The sequence below is a fragment of the Microlunatus sp. YIM B11417 genome (genome assembly GCF_059617205.1).
This window is the reverse complement of record NZ_JCAMPJ010000003.1, coordinates 338,278-354,808: the sequence shown is the minus strand read 5'-3', so window position 1 is coordinate 354,808 and position 16,531 is coordinate 338,278. Positions and strand designations below refer to the sequence as shown.

At 70.3% G+C, this 16,531-nt stretch carries 15 protein-coding genes; 11 read left to right on the top strand and 4 right to left on the bottom strand.

The annotated features are described in order from the left end of the window. Positions 1-39: 39 nt before the first annotated feature. Positions 40-948: an acyl-CoA thioester hydrolase/BAAT C-terminal domain-containing protein gene (locus AC6CCG_RS16810; RefSeq protein ID WP_496655740.1), complete on the bottom strand. Its 909-nt coding sequence runs from the start codon at positions 946-948 to the stop codon at positions 40-42. A gap of 122 nt (positions 949-1,070) precedes the next feature. Here AC6CCG_RS16810 and AC6CCG_RS16805 point away from each other — a divergent pair, with 122 nt between their 5' ends. Next, positions 1,071-1,355, top strand: coding sequence for a hypothetical protein (locus AC6CCG_RS16805; protein ID WP_496655739.1), 285 nt, complete (start codon positions 1,071-1,073; stop codon positions 1,353-1,355). A 1,029-nt stretch (positions 1,356-2,384) separates the two neighbouring features. Further along, positions 2,385-2,912: an RDD family protein gene (locus tag AC6CCG_RS16800; RefSeq protein WP_496655738.1), complete on the top strand. Its 528-nt coding sequence runs from the start codon at positions 2,385-2,387 to the stop codon at positions 2,910-2,912. Here the strand turns inward: AC6CCG_RS16800 and AC6CCG_RS16795 are convergent. Next, on the bottom strand, positions 2,887-3,228 hold the full coding sequence (locus AC6CCG_RS16795) for a hypothetical protein (RefSeq protein WP_496655737.1): 342 nt from the start codon (positions 3,226-3,228) through the stop codon (positions 2,887-2,889). The genes AC6CCG_RS16800 and AC6CCG_RS16795 overlap by 26 nt on opposite strands. Positions 3,229-3,552: 324 nt before the next feature. Between AC6CCG_RS16795 and lexA the strand changes: the two genes are divergently transcribed. After that, entirely contained in the window at positions 3,553-4,419 is an 867-nt protein-coding gene (gene lexA / locus AC6CCG_RS16790) for a transcriptional repressor LexA (protein WP_496655736.1), read from the top strand. Positions 4,420-4,518: 99 nt separating this feature from the next. Here the strand turns inward: lexA and AC6CCG_RS16785 are convergent, their stop codons facing one another. Beyond that, a complete protein-coding gene (locus AC6CCG_RS16785; protein WP_496655735.1) occupies positions 4,519-5,286 on the bottom strand; it encodes an IclR family transcriptional regulator in 768 nt (255 codons plus the stop codon). 166 nt (positions 5,287-5,452) lie between these two features. Between AC6CCG_RS16785 and AC6CCG_RS16780 the strand changes: the two genes are divergently transcribed. The 8 genes from AC6CCG_RS16780 to AC6CCG_RS16745 are packed head-to-tail and all read left to right on the top strand — an operon-like array spanning position 5,453 to position 14,358. Then, the gene (locus AC6CCG_RS16780; protein ID WP_496655734.1) at positions 5,453-6,445 is read left to right on the top strand and encodes an ABC transporter permease; all 993 of its coding nucleotides are present in this window, start codon (positions 5,453-5,455) and stop codon (positions 6,443-6,445) included. Beyond that, the gene (locus AC6CCG_RS16775; RefSeq protein ID WP_496655733.1) at positions 6,438-7,574 is read left to right on the top strand and encodes an ABC transporter permease; all 1,137 of its coding nucleotides are present in this window, start codon (positions 6,438-6,440) and stop codon (positions 7,572-7,574) included. The genes AC6CCG_RS16780 and AC6CCG_RS16775 overlap by 8 nt, the downstream gene beginning before the upstream one ends. Before the next feature lie 7 nt (positions 7,575-7,581). Next, positions 7,582-8,631 (top strand): ABC transporter ATP-binding protein, encoded by a 1,050-nt coding sequence (locus AC6CCG_RS16770; RefSeq protein WP_496655732.1) that lies wholly within the window; start codon positions 7,582-7,584, stop codon positions 8,629-8,631. Continuing rightward, positions 8,628-9,692: an ABC transporter ATP-binding protein gene (locus tag AC6CCG_RS16765; protein WP_496655731.1), complete on the top strand. Its 1,065-nt coding sequence runs from the start codon at positions 8,628-8,630 to the stop codon at positions 9,690-9,692. The genes AC6CCG_RS16770 and AC6CCG_RS16765 overlap by 4 nt, the downstream gene beginning before the upstream one ends. Further along, positions 9,689-11,644: an ABC transporter substrate-binding protein gene (locus AC6CCG_RS16760; protein ID WP_496655730.1), complete on the top strand. Its 1,956-nt coding sequence runs from the start codon at positions 9,689-9,691 to the stop codon at positions 11,642-11,644. Before AC6CCG_RS16765 ends, AC6CCG_RS16760 begins: the two co-directional genes overlap by 4 nt. A 13-nt stretch (positions 11,645-11,657) precedes the next feature. After that, positions 11,658-12,782: a mandelate racemase/muconate lactonizing enzyme family protein gene (locus tag AC6CCG_RS16755; RefSeq protein ID WP_496655729.1), complete on the top strand. Its 1,125-nt coding sequence runs from the start codon at positions 11,658-11,660 to the stop codon at positions 12,780-12,782. Then, positions 12,779-13,594, top strand: a complete 816-nt coding sequence (kduI, locus tag AC6CCG_RS16750) for a 5-dehydro-4-deoxy-D-glucuronate isomerase (protein ID WP_496655728.1) — start codon at positions 12,779-12,781, stop codon at positions 13,592-13,594. The genes AC6CCG_RS16755 and kduI overlap by 4 nt, the downstream gene beginning before the upstream one ends. Continuing rightward, positions 13,591-14,358 (top strand): SDR family oxidoreductase, encoded by a 768-nt coding sequence (locus tag AC6CCG_RS16745; RefSeq protein WP_496655727.1) that lies wholly within the window; start codon positions 13,591-13,593, stop codon positions 14,356-14,358. The genes kduI and AC6CCG_RS16745 overlap by 4 nt, the downstream gene beginning before the upstream one ends. A 1-nt stretch (position 14,359) precedes the next feature. Here the strand turns inward: AC6CCG_RS16745 and AC6CCG_RS16740 are convergent, their stop codons facing one another. Further along, positions 14,360-16,462 (bottom strand): ATP-dependent DNA helicase, encoded by a 2,103-nt coding sequence (locus AC6CCG_RS16740; RefSeq protein ID WP_496656277.1) that lies wholly within the window; start codon positions 16,460-16,462, stop codon positions 14,360-14,362. Between the last annotated feature and the right edge of the window lie 69 nt (positions 16,463-16,531).

The window sequence follows — 16,531 nt, the reverse complement described above, 5'->3', positions numbered from 1 at the left end:
CTGCACCGCCGCGGTGCTCCGGTGGCCGAGCGGACCGGCTCAGGCGAGTTCCTCGCGAAGGAAGCGCACCGTGAGCCGCCACGCCTCGGCGCGCGCCGCCGTCGTCGCGGCGGGATCGCCGCCGAGCTCGAAGCTGACGCCCGGGCCGGGCGAGACCGTACTCGTGATCGGGTCGCCGGGCGGGCCGGCGATGCCATGGCCGGCGCCGGGAAGCACGACGTGCTGCCAGGGTCGCGGATGGCGCGCCACCTCCAGCCGGGCCGCCGCCACCGCGTGATAGCGGGCGGAGTCCCACATCGCATCACGGTCGCCGGCGATCATCAGGATCGCGGCGTCGCTCCGTTCGACCGGGATGCTGATCTCCGCCAGCGCGGCCGGCTCGGTCGGCAGCGGACCGTACTGAGTGGCCAGGCCCACCGGCCCATCGGCGGCCACAGCGGCCGCGAACTCCGCCGAGACCTGATTCGGCAGCGCCGGCAACGGTTCGCCGCCCAGGGTCCAGGCGACGGTCGGCGTGCCCATGATCACGTCCACCGGCCCGAGTCCGTAGTCGATGCCTTGCGTGACCACCCCGCTGCCGACGACGCTCACCGCGGCCGCGACCCGCCGGTCATGGCTCGCCACCAGCAGCGCCGCCTCCCCGCCGCGGGAGCCGCCGAGGATGCCGACCCTCCGGGCGCCGGACTCGAACAGGAACGCCACGGCCCGGGAGAAGTACTCCAACGGAATGTCCTTGAGCACCGGCGGAACGCCGGGCGCCCCGAAGTAGGCCAGCGCGAGGACGGCGAATCCCTCGCCCGCCAGAACGGCCGCATCGCGTTCGTGGAGCCCACCCTCGGAGCCCCCGATCAGCACCACCCCGCCCGCCGGCACACCGTCCTCGGGAGAGAACAGCACGCCGCTGAGTCCCGCCGCCCGGGGCAGTTCATGATCAGTCGTGACCTCCATGGCGGGAGCCTAGGGTCCGGCACCGACATTCACGCCCGCACGTGCGGCCTACGCCAGCCGGCAGGCCCGGTCAGGAGTCCGAATCCCTGGCGGAGCTGTCCAATGCTTGGGAGGGTGTCCGGATGACGACGAAGGGCCGGGCGAACGGGCCGTACACGGTGCGAGGTCTGGACGGATCGACCTGGGACGACTTCGCGGAGCTTGTCGAGCGCAACGGCGGTGTCATGGGCGGCTGCTGGTGTCAGAACAACCATCGCCGGCCGGGCCTTCGGACGCCGGCGGACAAGAGGGCAGCCAAGGAGGAGCGCGTGCGCGCCGGCCGAGCCCATGCCGCGCTCGTGTTCGATGCCGACGGGCTGGCTCAGGGCTGGGCCCAGTACGGCAGCCCGGAGGAGTTGCGGCCCTGACCCATCGGCGTGCCTACGCGCAGGACCCGCCGCCGCCCGCCGACTGGCGCATCATCTGCATCTTCGTGGACAAGCGTCACCGGAAGCAGGGCGTAGCCCGGGCTGCGCTGCACGGTGCCGTGGCGCTGATCGCCAAGGCCGGCGGGGGCCGGATCGAGGCGGTCTCGCAGACGACCGCCGGGCAAGCACTCCTGGATCCTCACCAGGGTCCTCCCCGCAACGCCGGTCGAGTGACTCCGGCCGGCGCGTCGGCGACGAGGTACGGTTCCGGGCGCACTGACGGGCGGACAGGTCGGGCGCTAGGCTCCCCTGCTTGAGCCGCCATGTCGGCGGCGTCCCGACGCGGGAGGGTGCGAGGTGAGCCAACCACCGACCGAACCCGGGCGACAGCCCGACTCCGAGACCGAGCAGGGCGCGACCGGGCCCGAGCCGGGAGCGCCGACAGAACCGGCGGCCGGCCCTGAGTCGTCTTCGCCGGGCTGGCCGCCGCAGCAGTCCGAGCCGGCCCCGAGACAAGGCGCGGCGCAGGACGAGGCGGGCCCGGCTGATCAGCCAGGACCCGAGCAGTCCGCGCCCGCACCGTCCCGAATCGCTCCCCACCAGTCCCAACCCACGCCGGATTTGCCGGTGCCGGAGCAGGCTGAGCCGGGTCCGTGGAGCCGGCCGACGTCGGACACCGTCGATTCCGGGCCCGCCCAGGCAGGGCCCGGACCGTCGCAGGATCAACCCCCGTTCGGTGGGCCACCAGCGGCCGAGAACACGTGGGCGGCGCCCGGTCCAGACCTGGCCCGGAGCCCGGATCAACAGCAGTCGTGGTCGCAGTCCGCGCCAGCACCGGCGCAGCAGCAACCGCCCCAGTTCCAGCCCGGTCCGCCCCCGTCTTCGGGGCCGCCCGCGTTCCCGCAACCAGGACCGCCCGCGTTCCCCCAGTCCGGAACGCCGACCTCGCCATACGGTCAGGTCCCGGCGCCGCAGCCAGGTCAGGCTCCGGCCGGGCCGCCGGCACCGGTCGGCGGGCAGCCGTACCCGATGCCGTTTCCCCCGCGACCGCAGCTCCGCACGGGCTATGCGTCCTGGGGCAAGCGGGTCGGAGCGAACCTGATCGACTCGATCCCAGCGTTGCTGTACACGGTCGTGTTCATGATCGGCTACGTGAACGTGATCATGTCCATGATCACGTCCGTTCAGGGTTCCGGCACGTACAGCCCGGACTTCTCGGGCCTGACGGTCTGGATCGTCGTGCTCGTCGTGCTCTGGGTGATCTCGATCGGCTGGGCGATCTACAACCGGTGGATCACCGCCGGCCGGACCGGCCAGTCACTCGGCAAACGCGTGATGAAGATCAAGTTGATCAGCGAGCAGACCGGCCAGCCGATCGGCGCGGGCAACGCGTTCCTACGGGACATCGTCCACATCGTCGACGGCGCCGCCTACATCGGCTATCTCTGGCCGCTCTGGGACGAGAAGCGCCAGACGTTCGCCGACAAGATCATGCAGGACATCGTCGTCGATCATCCTGCTGGGCCGTCGGTCAGCGAACGGCCGAGTGGGCCGTAGGCCGGTAGTCGTCGCTGGTCACCCGCGCCACGGTCGCACCGATCACGGTCAGCGCCGCGGCGGCGATCAGCAGCCCGACGACCATGATCACCGCGATCCCGCGGTTGGTCAGCCGCCACTGGACGTCCAGATCGCGCACCGGGACGACACCCGCGTCCCGGCAGGACCGCACGCCGGCCACCGGAGTCTTCCGCACCTGCGGGCCACGGATCGCCGTCACCGGCTGCGTCACCGGCCGGACCTGCCGGGCCGAACCACGGCTGGGACGACGAACGCGAGTCCGGGTCGGATTCGCGATCAGGGCTGCTGTCGCCATCGCCTTCTCCCTCTGTCAGCTCGAACTGATGTTCGATAGAACGTGTGTTTGATAATGCCTAGGTCCTGCCGTCGAAAGCAAGCACATTCGCACGCGTGTTCGGGTGTGTCTTCCGATGGATTCGAGTCAATCAGCGACCACTGACAGTGGGTCGAGCGAAGGGGGACGACCCCCTTCAGATCCCCCGCCCCACTCGCGAACGGACAGCACCGACCGTCCCACCCGGACGACGAACCGGGTGCGGCACCGCCGGTGTTCGATCACCCGACACGCCGGTCGAACAGATGTTTGAATTTGTCGGACCGCTTCTCTACTGTCAGGTGCATGGCGAAGCGCGACGACAATGCATCGGACAAGAAGCGGGGCCCGGCGGCGACGCGGTCGCGGGCGACCGACGACGCGTCGAAGAGCCCCACCGCCCCGGCGCGCCGTCGCGGGCGGCCGCGGGACGCCGACGTCGCGGCCGAGCTCGGCGCGACCGTCAGCTCGTTGCCCGACGGCCCGATCGACGCCGCCGGGCTGACGCCGCGGCAGCGCCGGGTGCTCGAGGTGATCAAGGAGACGGTGGAGGCGCGGGGCTATCCGCCGAGCATCCGGGAGATGGGCGACGCGGTCGGGCTGGCCAGCTCGTCGAGCGTCGCGCACCAGCTGAAGGTGCTCGAGGCCAAGGGCTTCCTGCGCCGGGACCCGAACCGGCCGCGCGCGCTCGAAGTGCTGCTGCCGGGCGATCCGGCCGCAGCCGCCGTCGCCCGCCCGGTCTCCTCGGCGACCCAATCGGATTTCGACGAGTCGGAGGTCGGCAACAACTTCCCCGCCCCCGTGCACGTCCCCGTCCTCGGCCGGATCGCGGCCGGTGGCCCGATCCTGGCCGACGAGCAGGTGCAGGACGTGTTCGCCCTGCCTCGCCAGCTGGTCGGCGACGGCGAGCTCTTCCTACTCGAGGTGCGCGGCGACTCCATGGTCGACGCCGCCATCTGTGACGGCGACTGGGTGGTGGTCCGGAAGGCCCAGACCGCCGAGAACGGCGACATCGTCGCGGCCCTGCTGGACACCGAGGCGACCGTCAAGACGTTCAAGCGGACCGGCAACCAGGTCTGGCTGATGCCGCACAACCCCGCCTACGACCCGATCGACGGCAACCACGCCTCGATCCTCGGCAAGGTCGTCGCCGTGCTCCGCCGGCTCGGCTGATCACTGCACGACGCAGAACTCCTTCGTCGCGGTCGCCTGATCTGCGCGCCCTCCGGTCCTTGATCACGAAGACGTGATCAAGGACCGGCACAGGTTCGGCTACCGGATCCCTTCCGAGCGCAGCGTGCGTTCCAGCCGCCGGGCATGGTCGATCAGGGCGTCGGTGATCTTGGCCAACTCCTCCGGCCGGTCGGCGATCTCGACCGGCAGCGTGCAGCTCATCGCGTCGGTGGCCGGGATCCGGTAGCTCACGACGGTCGCGACACACGCGATGCCGAGCACGCCCTCCTCGCGTTCCATGGCCCAGCCGCGATCCCTCGCCAGGTCCAGCTGTCGGTGCAACTGGCGGCGATCGGTCACCGTGTGCTCCGTCGCGGCGGTCAAACGCTCGGGCAGCAGATCATCGACCTCGGCCGGCGTCAGTTCGGCCAGCAACGCCTTGCCCAGCGCGGTCATGTAGGCCGGTCGCCGGCGCCCGACCTGGTAGGCGCAATAGACCCCGTCGTCGTAGTCGTGACTGGCCAGATAGAGGACCGACGACCCGTCCCGCCGCGCGTAGTGCGCCGCGTGCTCGACCTCCCGGGACAGTGCATCCAGCGCCTTCGCGACGTACGTCGTCGCCGGATCCCGGTCCAGGTAGGCGGTGCCGGAGCTCAACGCGTCCGGACCGATCCCGAACGCCGAACCCGTCGAGTCCGACTCGATCCAGCCGAGATCGCGCAGGGTGCGGACCAGCGCGTACAGGCTCGAACGGGGATAGCCCAGCCGCTCCTGCAGTTCAGGGAGCGTCAGCAGTTCCGGCGACGCGGCCAGGACTTCGAGGAGCCGGATGGCGCGTTCGGCCGACTTGACCGGTCGATAGTCCATCGGTCCACCTTCCGAGGGTCCGGGGTTGACAGTGCGGAACCGAGCATACATTCTAAGTTTCTGGAAGCTGTCTACATATGAGGACTCAAATTACATATGTGGATCACCCACGACGAAGGAGTTGTGCGATGACCGCGACGGGCCTCGGCCTCGCCCCAGGCGCACTGTGATCACCTACGTTCTCCGCCGGATCGCGTTCATGGTCGTGACGGTGCTGGCCATCTCCGTGGCCTCGTTCGCGATCATCCAGTTGCCGCCCGGCGACTACCTCACCGCGTTGCAGGCCCAGCTGGCCTCACAGGGCGACTCGATCGGCGACGCCCAGCTGCAGGCCCTGGAGGCGCGGTACGGGCTCAACGACCCGATCCACGTGCAGTACCTGAAATGGATCGGCGGCATCCTGCTGCACGGCGACTTCGGCCAGTCCTTCGAGTGGAACCGGCCGGTCGCCGACCTCCTGGCCGACCGGCTGCCGCTGACCATCGGCATCTCGATCCTCACCCTGCTCTTCACCTGGGCGGTCGCCTTCCCGATCGGCGTCTACTCCGCCGTCAAGCCGTACTCGATCGGTGACTACGCCGTCACGACGATCGGATTCCTCGGGCTGGCGATCCCGAACTTCCTGCTGGCGTTGATCTTGATGTTCATCGCTTTCAAGGCGTTCGGTCAGGACCTGGGCGGGCTGTTCTCCCCCGAGTTCGCGTCCTCCGACTGGAACCTGGGCAAGATCTTGGACCTGCTCTCCCATCTCTGGGTTCCGGTCGTCGTGCTGGGCACCGCGGGCACGGCGGGCCTGATCAGGATCCTGCGGGCCAACCTGCTCGACGAGCTGCGCAAGCCGTACGTGGTGGCGGCCCGCGCCCGGGGCGCCCACGAGCGGCGGCTGGTGATCAAGTATCCGCTCCGGGTGGCGCTCAACCCGTTCATCTCGACCGTCGGCTGGGTGCTCCCGGCCCTGATCTCCGGCGAGGTGATCGTCGCCCAGGTGCTGTCCCTGCCGACGACCGGCCCGGTGATGCTGCAGGCGCTGCTCAGCCAGGACATGTACCTCGCCGGCAGCGTGCTCTTCATCGTCAGCGTGCTCACGGTCGTCGGCACGTTCCTGTCCGACCTGCTGCTGGCCTGGATCGACCCCCGAGTGAGGTACGGCCATGGCTGATCAACTGCTCACCGCTCCCGCCGCCGTGCCCCACCATGATCAGGACGACGTGGTCGCGGTCGCGCCGCAGTGGAAGCTCGTCCTCTGGAGCTTCCGGCGGCATCGGATGGCCGTCGCCGGCCTGGTGATCACCGTGATCATCTACCTGATCGCCCTGTTCGCCGGCTTCCTGGCCCCGTTCTCCAGCGGCCACCTCCATCCCGACTACACCTACGCGCCGCCGCAGCAGTTGCACCTCGTCGACGAGTCCGGCCAGGTCGGTCTGTACGTCAACGGCCTGACCAGCGTCCAGGACAAGGAAACGCTGAAGCTCACCTACACGGTGGACCCGGATCAGAAGATCCCGGTCGGGCTGCTGGTCAAGGGCGAGGAGTACCGGCTGTTCGGGTTCATCCCGGCCGACCGGCACCTGATCGGCCCGGTGACGCCCGGGCAGCCGATGTTCCTGCTCGGCGCCGACCGGACCGGCCACGACCTGCTCTCCAGAATGATCTTGGGCACCCAGATCTCGATGTCGATCGGGCTCGTCGGGGTCGCCATCGCGTTCCTGATCGGGGTCACCCTCGGCGGGATCTCCGGCTACGTCGGCGGCCGTACCGACATGATCATCCAGCGGATCGTCGAGTTCTTCATGTCCTTCCCCACCCTGCCGCTCTGGCTCGCGCTCGCGGCGGCGCTGCCGGCGGACTGGGGACCGCTGACCCGCTACTTCGCGATCACGATCATCCTGTCCATGATCGCCTGGACCGACCTGGCCCGGGTCGTCCGCGGTCGCTTCCTGTCGTTGCGCGAGGAGCAGTTCGTCGAGGCGGCGACGCTGGACGGCTCGCGGCGGGCCCGGACGATCTTCCGGCACATGCTGCCCTCGTTCAGCAGCCACCTGATCGCGTCGCTGACCCTGTCGATCCCGGGGATGATCCTGGCCGAGACGGCGTTGAGCTTCCTCGGCCTGGGCCTGCAGGCGCCGGTCGTGTCCTGGGGCGTGTTGCTCCAGGAGGCCCAGAACGTACGGACGCTGGCCGACGCGCCGTGGCTGCTGGTGCCGGGCCTCGCGGTCGTGATCGCGGTCCTGTCCCTCAACTTCCTCGGCGACGGGCTTCGCGACGCCGCCGATCCCTACCGGCGATGAGGATCCGATGACCCACGACCGACCCCTGCTCGATCTCGTCGACCTCAGGACGCACTTCGTCGGCAGCGAAGGCACCGTGCCCGCGGTCGACGGAGTGAACCTCACCGTGGGCCGCAACCGCGTCGTCTGCGTGGTCGGCGAGTCCGGCTGCGGCAAGTCGGTCACGGCCCGGTCGGTGCTCCGGCTCGTCGATCCGCCCGGACGGCACATCGGCGGACAGATCCTCTGGTCCCGGGACGGGACGAGCGAGCCGGTCGACCTGGCCGGCCTGGATCCGCGCGGCGAGCCGATGCGCCGGATCCGTGGCAACGAGATCTCGATGGTCTTCCAGGAGCCGATGGCGTCGCTGTCGCCGATGCACACGATCGGTGATCAGATCGTCGAGGCGATCCGGCTGCACCAGCCGGTCTCCAAGAAGGAGGCCCGGGAGCGCGGCGTCGAACAGCTCCGCCGGGTCGGCATCCCGCGGCCCGAGGACCGGATGGACGCCTACGCGTTCCAGTTGTCCGGCGGGCTGTGCCAGCGGGCCATGATCGCGATTGCGCTGGCCTGCCAGCCCGCGCTGCTGATCGCCGACGAGCCCACCACCGCCCTCGACGTCACGACCCAGGCCCGGATCCTCGACCTCCTGCTGGAGCTCAAGGAGGACCTGGCGATTTCGATCCTCTTCATCACCCACGACCTCGGGGTGGTGGCGGAGGTCGCCGACGAGGTGGCGGTGATGTACCTCGGCAAGGTGGTCGAGTACGGCCCGGTGTCGCGGATCTTCCACCAGCCGTCGCATCCGTACACCCGCGCGCTGCTGCGCTCGATCCCCACCTTCGGGCTGGACCGCCGCCATCGTCTGCAGGCCATCCCCGGTCTGGTGCCGCACCCGGGACGGCGGCCGGTCGGCTGCTCCTACCATCCGCGCTGCGACGCGGCCATCGCCGGCTTCTGCGAACAGAACGTCCCGGCGACGACCCGGCTGGCCGACGATGCGACGGTCCAGTGCCACCTGTACGACCCGGCCGTCGACGACGCCGGCCGTCCGGACCCGAGGATGGCGACGCGATGAGCGAGTCCGTACCCACTGCTCCGCTGCTCACCGTCGGCGACCTGTCGATGACATTCCCGATCCGGCGGGGCGTCTTCAAGCGGACGGTCGGTCAGCTCCGGGCGGTCGACGGGGTCGACCTGGAGGTCGCGGAGGGCGAGACGCTCGGCCTGGTCGGCGAGTCCGGCTGCGGCAAGACCACGCTCGGCCGGTGCATCGTCCGGAGCCATCGGCCGACGTCCGGCCGGATGAGCTATCGCACGGCCGCCGGGGCGACGGTCGAGGTCCCCGACCTGAGCGGCGAAGCGCTGCGCGACTACCAGCGCGAGGTGCGGCTGATCTTCCAGGATCCCTTCTCCTCCTTGAATCCGCGGATGACGCTGCGGGACCTGGTCGGCGAGCCGCTGCGCACCCACAAGATCGCGTCCGGCTCCGAGCTCGACGACCGGGTGGCCGAGATGCTCCGCAAGGTCGGCCTGCGCCCCGACTACCTGCGCCGCTATCCGCACGCGTTCTCCGGCGGTGAACGACAGCGGGTCAACATCGCCCGCGCGCTCATCCTGCAGCCGCGGCTGGTGGTCGCGGACGAGGCGGTGTCGGCGCTCGACGTCTCGGTCCGGGCCCAGATCCTCAACCTGCTCCGTGATCTTCAGGAGGAGTTCCGGCTCACCTACCTGTTCATCTCGCACGACCTCTCCGTGGTCGAGTACCTGTGCGACCGGACCGCGGTCATGTATCTCGGCCGGATCGTCGAGCAGGGCCCGACCCGGGAGCTGTTCCGCTCACCGCAACACCCGTACACCGAAGCCCTGCTGGGATCGGTCCCGCGGCCCGACCCGGACCTGCGCGGTCAGGGCCGGCGCAAGCACCTCGCCGAGGATCTCCCCGATCCTGGCCGCCCTCCGGCCGGCTGCCGGTTCCACACCCGCTGCCCGTACCGCCGGCCGGAGCGCTGCGCCGACGAGTCGCCGGAGCTCGGCGCCGTCGCCGGCGACCGCACGGTCGCCTGCCACTTCGCCGATCAACTCGAGCTGATCGGCATCACGCCTCACCACCCCGAAGAAGAGGTTCCCGTCCCATGAACCAGCACCCGCCCTCCCCCGCCTTCACTCGGCGCCGCCTGATCACGATCGGTGGCGCCACCGTCGCGGCGGCTGCGCTGCCCGGCTGCAGCTTCCTGTCCACCGCGCCGACCTCCACCGGCGACCAAAATCAACAGTCCGGTGCCCTCAAGGGCCAGCAGGCGCCCGACCTGGCCAAGCAGGTCGAGGCCGGTGAACTGCCCCCGCTGGCGGAGCGGCTGCCCAAGGCCCCGGTCGTGATCACGCCGGTCGAGCAGATCGGCCAGTACGGCGGGAAGTGGCGGACCGCCCTGCTCGGCCCGGCCGACGCCGCCTGGCTCGATCAACTGTTCAGCGAGCCGATGGTCCGCTGGAACCCGAACATGAACGAGCTGCTGCCGAACGTCGCCGAGTCGTTCGAGGCCGACGCCACCGGCGCCGAGTACACGTTCAAGCTGCGCGAGGGCATGCGCTGGTCCGACGGCGAACCGTTCACCGCCGACGACGTGGTGTTCGCCCAGAACGACGTCTACAACAACGAGGAGCTGTCGGTGGTCGGCGACACCGTGGTCACCGCGACCAAGGTGGACGACCTGACCGTGACGCTCACCCTGAGCCGGCCGAACTCGCTGTGGCTGGAGAGCGGGCTCGGTTCGGGGCTCGTCACCAAGCCCAAGCACTACCTGGAACAGTTCCACAAGAAGTACAACTCCAAGATCAACGATCTGGTGAAGAAGGAGGGCGCCGCGGACTGGGTCGAGCTGTTCGGGCGCAAGGGCGGCGGCATCGAGGGCACGCCGTACAACGCGGTGTGGCAGAACCCGGAACTGCCGCGGCTGCACGCCTGGGGTCCGGCCACGGTGCTCGGCGAGGGCGGCAGCACGACCTTCGTGCGCAATCCGTACTACTGGAAGACCGACACCGAGGGCAACCAGCTCCCCTACATCGACGCGGTCGAGTTCTCGATCATCCAGGATGAGGAGGTGATGCTGCTCAAGGCGCAGAACGGCCAGTTCGACATGCACTTCCGGCACTTCAACACGTCGCAGAACAAGCCGGTGCTGGCCGACGGCCGGGAGAAGGGGAAGTACCGGTTCTTCGACACCAGCCCGGAGATCATGAACAACGCCTTGATCATCTTCAACCTCAGCCACAAGAACCCGGTCCGGCGGGAGATCTTCAACAACCTCGACTTCCGGATCGGGCTCTCGTACGCGCTGAACCGGGAGGAGATCATCCAGGTCGCCCACCAACGCCAGGGCGAGCCGTGGCAGGCCGCGCCCCGGCCGGAGTCCCCGTTCTACGACGAGGCCTTCGCCAAGCAGTACACGGAATTCGACCTCGCCAAGGCCAACGAGCACCTCGACAAGGCCGGCTACAAGCGGGACGGCCAGGGCCGGCGGATCGGGCCGGACGGCAAGCCGATCGCCTTCAACATGGCGTTCGCGGCCGGCTCCGTGGCCAAGCCCTCCGACACCCTGGAGTTGGTCCGCAAGCATTGGCAGGAGGTCGGCATCGACGCCCGGCTGCAACCGCAGGAAAGATCGCTGCTGGCGTCGCAGAACGAGTCCAACGACAGCGACGTGTACGCCTGGGAGGGCGACGGCGGACTCAACCCGACCCAGGTGCCGGACTGGTACTTCCCCGACCCGGCCTACCTGACCTTCGCCCGCGGCTGGTCGATCTGGTCGGAGGATCCGAAGGCCGAGGACGCGGTGGAGCCGCCGGCCGAGATCAAGCGGCAGTTCGAGCTGTACGACCAGGTGAAGGCCACCACCGACCGGGCCCGGCAGGTCGAACTCACGAAGGAGATCCTCAAGATCGCCAAGGAGAACTTCTGGGTGATGGGCACCGTGCTGACCCCGGTCAGTTACGGCATCGCCGGCGAGCGCTTCCGTAACGTCCCGGTGCCGGTCGACCCGGCTCAGCCGTTCTACCAGATCGACGTGTGCCAGTCCTACTTCAGCAGCTGACCATCCTTCGTTCATGATCAACCGGCAGAGAGGCACCATGTCCCTTCATGATCACACCGTGGCCTCGGTGGAGACGATCAAGATCACGACCCGCTATCCGCGCACGATCGGCCGCAACGCCCGGCTGGGCAGCCACGGCGACGGCCCGACCAGCGACGCCGCGATCATCAGGACCGACACCGGCCGGGCCGGCTGGGGACTGATCGCCGGCCCGGCGGCCGGTCCGGAGACCGTGGTCGGCCGTACGGTCGGCGAACTGTTCGACGAGGCCGCCGGGGTTCCCGACGAGCACCGCTGGCTCGACTTCGCGCTGCACGACCTGGCCGGGGTCATCCTGGACCAGCCCGTGTACGTGCTGCTCGGCGCCGCCGGCTCGCCGACGGTGCCGTGCTACGACGGCGGCATCTATTTCGCTGATCTTGATCCGGACGATGCGCCGCGCGGCATCGACGCGGTGCTCGGTCACTGTGCCGACGACACCCGCCTCGGGTTCACCGCATTCAAGCTCAAGATCGGCCGGGGCAACCGGTGGATGGAGCGTGAGACCGGCGACGAGCGCGACATCGCGGTGACCCGGGCGGTGCGCGCGGCGTACCCGGAGGCCCGCATCCTGGTCGACGCCAACGACGGCTACGACCTCGACGGCTTCCTGCGCTACCTGGACGCCGTGGCGGACTGCAACCTCTACTGGGTCGAGGAGCCGTTCCTGGACGACGCCGCCGACCTGGCCGCGCTGCGGCAGCACCTCGACCGGGTCAGCCCGGACACGCTGATCGCCGACGGCGAGTCCCGGCCGGAGGTCGACACGCTGCTCGGCATCGCCGCCGACGGGGCGCTGAACGTGATGTTGATGGACGTCGTCTCGTACGGACTGACGCCCTGGCGTCGCCTGATGCCGACGGTCGCGAAGACCGGCGCGCAGGCGTCGCCGCACGCCTGGGGACTGCCGCTGAAGACGCTGTACGCCGCGCAGATGGCGGCCGGCCTCGGCAACGTGCCCATCGTGGAAGGCGTTCCGGGCAGCACGGTCGACGTGGACACCGGCCGGTACGTGATCAAGGACGGTGTGATCACCGTCCCGGACCAGCCGGGCTTCGGCATCCCCGTCCCGGACCACCTCAGCTCAGGAGCGTCGTGAGAACCCTGCCCGCCACCCATCCCCGTGAATTCGCCCGCCTCGACAGCACGGAGGTGCGCTCCCGGTTCCTCGTCGACGGCCTCTTCGACGCCGACCGGGTGACCTGGGTCAACTCGCTCGACGACCGGCTGCTGCTCGGCGGCGTCAGCCTCGCCGGCGCGCCCTGCCCGGTCACGGCGCCGGCCGAACTGAGCGGCCGCGCGCTGTGCGAGCGCCGCGAACTGGCCGTTGTCCCGCTGAGCGACCCGGTGACCGTCACCAGTGACGGCACCAGCCACCGGCTGGAGCCGCTGGACGTGCTCTATCTGGGGATGGGGACCGCCGAGGTCACCCTCGAAGGGTCCGGCCGGGTCTATCTCGTGTCGGCGCCGGCCCACCGGCCCTGCCCGACCGCCCTGGCCCGGCGGCAGGATGCCCACGCGACCGAGCTCGGCGAGCCTGAGCGGGCGAACCGGCGCACGATCCGGCGGCACATCCACACCGACGGCGTGGCCTCGGCGAACCTGGTGCTCGGGATCACCACGCTCCATCCGGGCAGTGTCTGGAACACCATGCCGCCGCACACCCATCTGCGCCGGACCGAGGTGTACCTCTACACCGGGCTCGGCGACGATGATCACGTCGTGCACCTGGCCGGCCCGCCGGAGGACACCCGGCCGATCATCGTCGCCGACGACCAGGCGGTGATCAGTCCCGGCTGGTCGATCCACAGCGGTGCCGGGACGCGGGCGTACTCATTCATCTGGGCGATGGCAGGCGAGAACCAGGACTACGCCGACATGGACGCGGTCGCCGTCGCCTCTCTGCGATGACCGGGTTCCGGCTCGATCTGAGCGGGCGGCTCGCGCTGATCACCGGCGCCAACCGGGGTCTCGGCCTGGCGATGGCCGAGGCCCTGGCCCGCGCCGGTGCGGACATCATCGCCGTCAGTTCCACCATCGAGACCACCGGCAGCGAGGTCGAGCGCCGGGTGACCGCGCTCGGCCGTCGCTGCGAGGCCCGCCGGCTCGATCTCTCCGACGCCGACGCGACCGAGGCTTTCGGTACGGACCTGGCCCGGCACGATCCGCCGATCGACATCTTGATCAACAACGCCGGCACGATCCGGCGGGCGCCGGCCGCCGATCATGATCGGGCCGACTGGGAGCACGTGCTCGCCACGAACCTGGGGAACCAGTTCCTGCTCACCCGGCCGATCGGCCGGTCCCAGGTCGAGCGCGGCTACGGCAAGATCATCTTCACCGCCTCGGTGCTGAGCTTCCAGGGCGGCATCACCGTGCCCGGCTACGCGGCCGCGAAGCACGGGCTCGTCGGGCTGACCAAGGCGCTGGCCAACGAGTGGGCCGGCTCCGGGGTGAACGTCAACGCGATCGCGCCCGGCTACATCGCCACCGACAACAACGTGGCGCTGCGCAACGACCCGGAGCGGTCCCGGCAGATCCTGGACCGGATCCCGGCCGGCCGCTGGGGCACCGCCGAGGACATCGCCGGGGCGGCCGTGTTCCTGGCCAGCGATGCCGCCCGGTACGTGCACGGCACCGTCCTCGCCGTCGACGGCGGCTGGCTGGGTCGCTGACTCAGGCCGTGCCCGGCGGGGTGGTCAGCCGGCGCAGCGCCTGGACGGCCACCTCGCGGTCCCTGGTCGGCCAGAACGACGGCAGCGACGCGCGCAGGAAGCTCCCGTACCTCGCGGTGGCCAGCCGCGGATCGAGGATCGCGACCAACCCGCGGTCGCTGATCCGCCGGATCAACCGGCCGGTGCCCTGCGCCAGCAACAGCGCGGCGTGGGTCGCCGCCACCGCCATGAACCCGTTGCCCCCGGCTTCGGCGACCGACCGCTGCCGGGCCAGCAGCAGCGGGTCGTCCGGCCGCGGGAAAGGGATCCGGTCGATGATCACCTGGATGCAGGTGTCGCCCGGCACGTCGACGCCCTGCCACAGCGACAGGGTGCCGAACAGCGAGCTCTCCTCCTCGGCGACGAACCGGCGCTTGAGCTCGGTCAGCTGGGCGTCGCCCTGGCACAGGATCGTCTGCTTCGGCAACTGCTTGCGGACGTACGTCGCGGCGGCCTCGGCGGCCCGGCGGGACGAGAACAGCCCGAGAGTACGGCCGCCGGCGGCCCAGACCAGCTCGGCGATCTCGGCCAGCGTCGCCTCGGCCATGCCGTCGCGGCCGGGCGGCGGCAGGTCGGTCGCGATGTAGAGAATGCCCTGCCGCGGATAGTCGAACGGCGAACCGACGTCGAGCCCCCGCCACGGCTGCGGGCCGTCGGCCTCGTCACCCTCGGCGGCCTCGTCACCCTCGGCGGCCTCGTCACCCTCCGGTACGGAGTCGTCCCGCTCCTCCGGCCGCAGCCCGACCGACGCCGCGACCGGCCCGAAGTCGCCGCCGAGCTTGAGCGTCGCCGAGGTGAGCACGACCGTGCGCGCGCCGAAGATGCTGGACCGCATCAGGCCGGACACCGACAGCGGCGCCACGCAGGCCTCCCGGCCGGAGCGCTCCCGCTCGGTCACCCAGATCACGTCGTACTGGCTCATCCCGGCCAGCCGCTCGGCGATGTCGAAGATCTCCTTCACCGCCGCGGCCGCCTGCCGCTGCTCCGGATCGGTCTTCTCGCCGGCGCTGGTCAGGTCGCTGACCGCCCGCCGGGCCGCTGTCCGTACCGTCGCGCAGGCCAGGCCCAGTGGCGAGTCCTGATCCTCGATCCGTTCCAGCGGTGACTCGTCCAGCGCCGCGCGCAGCGCGTCCGCCGACTCGAGCAGGTCCAGCGCGACCTCGTCCTCCAGGTAGCTCGCCGCCCGCCGGCCGACCCGCTCGATGGCCTGCGGGCTGAGCTCGGCGGAGGCGGCCCCGGTCACCCGGGAGACCAGCTCGTGCGCCTCGTCGATGATCACCGCGTCGTGCTCGGGCAGCGCTGTCTCGCCGTGCATCGCGTTGATCGCGAGCAGCGCGTGGTTGGTGACGATCAGGTCGGCGGCCCGGGCGACGTCGCGGGACCGCTCGACGAAGCAGGATTCACCGTACGGACAGCGCTGCACGCCGAGGCATTCCCGGACCGGGATGGACACCTGCTGCCAGGCCCGGTCCGAGTGGCTCGGCGCACCGTCCCGGTCGGCCAGGCCGGTCCGGTCGTGCTCCTCCTCGATCCACTCCCGCAGCCGCAGCACCTCGGCTCCGAGCGCCGATTCCGGCTCCGCCGCCGACGAGGCACTGGGCAGGGTGTCGGCGAGATCGTCGACCCCGAACAGGGCGGCCTGGTCGTCCGCTCCCCCGCTGCGCGCCCGGTACAGGCAGGCGTAGTTGGTGCGGCCCTTCAGCACGGCGTGCCGGGGCTGCTTGCCGGACACCTTCCTGACCGCCTCGAGCGCGGCCGGGATGTCGTTGTCGGCCAGCTGGCTCTGCAGGGCCAGGGTCGCGGTCGCGACCACGATGCGACTCGCCGAACCCTCGACGAGCTTGATCAACGCGGGTGCGAGATAGCCGAGCGACTTGCCGGTGCCGGTGCCGGCCTGGACCAGCAGATGACGGCCGGAGTCCAGGGCGGCGGCGATGGCGTCGGCCATCTCGACCTGGCCCGGGCGTTCCTGGCCGGAGATCCCCGAGACGGCGGCCTCCAGCACCTTCCGGTGCCCCGGTTCCGTCGTCTCGCTCTCCCGGACCTGCGCCGTCGGTTCCGCCACCACCCGACAACCTTAAGGGGCTCCGCCGACAGTCGGCCCTTCGACAGGCTCAGGGCACGGGGTTCGACA